The organism is Arthrobacter sp. SAFR-044 (assembly GCF_051965175.1).
Classification (GTDB): domain Bacteria; phylum Actinomycetota; class Actinomycetes; order Actinomycetales; family Micrococcaceae; genus Arthrobacter.
The window spans coordinates 1-1,103 of record NZ_JBQCMK010000034.1 but is presented as its reverse complement, the minus strand read 5'-3'; the positions used below and the strand labels follow the sequence as shown (position 1 = coordinate 1,103).

The 1,103-nt window shown below is 64.2% G+C and carries 2 protein-coding genes; both read left to right on the top strand.

The window, feature by feature from the left end; translation table 11 throughout:
- The first annotated feature begins 14 nt into the window (after nucleotides 1-14).
- Nucleotides 15-446: a phage holin family protein gene (locus ACTHQS_RS21005; RefSeq protein ID WP_440172731.1), complete on the top strand. Its 432-nt coding sequence runs from the start codon at nucleotides 15-17 to the stop codon at nucleotides 444-446.
- Nucleotides 443-1,103: DUF3618 domain-containing protein (locus ACTHQS_RS21000; protein ID WP_440172730.1), on the top strand; the 661-nt coding region annotated here is incomplete at its 3' end. The genes ACTHQS_RS21005 and ACTHQS_RS21000, both read left to right, overlap by 4 nt.

Genomic DNA, 1,103 nt, shown 5'->3' with positions numbered 1-1,103 from the left:
ACGGGTGGTCTGTGATGAGCAGCCAGATTCCTGAGCCGCCGCCCAGCGCGGCGCACATGAAAGCAGACAACGCATCACTGGGTGAGCTGCTCGGGGACGTGACCCGGGACCTGTCCACCCTGATGCGCCAGGAAGTGGAACTGGCCAAGGCCGAACTCAAACAAACCACCTCCCGCGCAGGCAAAGGCGCCGGCATGCTCGCCGGCGCCGGGATCGGCGGACACTTCGTCCTGCTCTTCCTCTCCCTGGCCCTGATGTGGGCCCTGGGCGCCATCATGCCCCTGGGCTGGTCCGCGCTGATCGTCGCCGTGATCTGGGCCATCATCGCCGCCGTCCTGGCCTCCATCGGCCGCAAGGAACTCAAACAGATCAAGGGCATGCCCCAAACCGGGGAAACCCTCTCAGAAATTCCCCCAACCCTAAAACCAGGTGAGGTAAACCGATGAGCGACAACCCTGACGTCATCCGCGCAGACATAGAAGCCACCCGGGCACGCCTGGGCACCAACGTGGACGCCGTGGCCGACAAAGTCACCCCGTCCAACATCGTCCACCGCCAAACCGACAAGGTCCGCGACGCCGTGACCGGGGTGAAGGAGAAAATCATGGGAGCAGCAGACACCGCCACCACCAAAGTCCACGACACCACCGCCACCGGCGCCGGACACACCACCAACGCCATGCACTCCACCGGCGACAGCCTGCACCAGGCATCAGAGACCGTCTCCACCAAACTCTCCGACGCCGGCCACGCCGTCTCCCACGCCCCGGACCAGGTCAAAGCCAAAACCGCCGGCAACCCCCTCGCCGCCGGACTTATCGCCTTCGGCGCAGGCATGCTGATCTCCTCCCTGATCCCGGCAAGCGAGAAAGAACGCGAAGCCGCGGACCAACTCAAAACCGCAGCCCAGCCCCTGGCAACCCAGGTCACCGACGCCGCCAAAACCATGGCCCAGGACCTCAAGGAACCCGCCCAGGAAGCCATGGAAAACGTCAAGGCCACCGCCACCGACGCCGCCCAAAACGTCAAAACCGAAGGCCAATACGCAGCCACCGACGTCAAAGACCGCGCAACAGACGCCAAAGACAACATCCAAAACACCT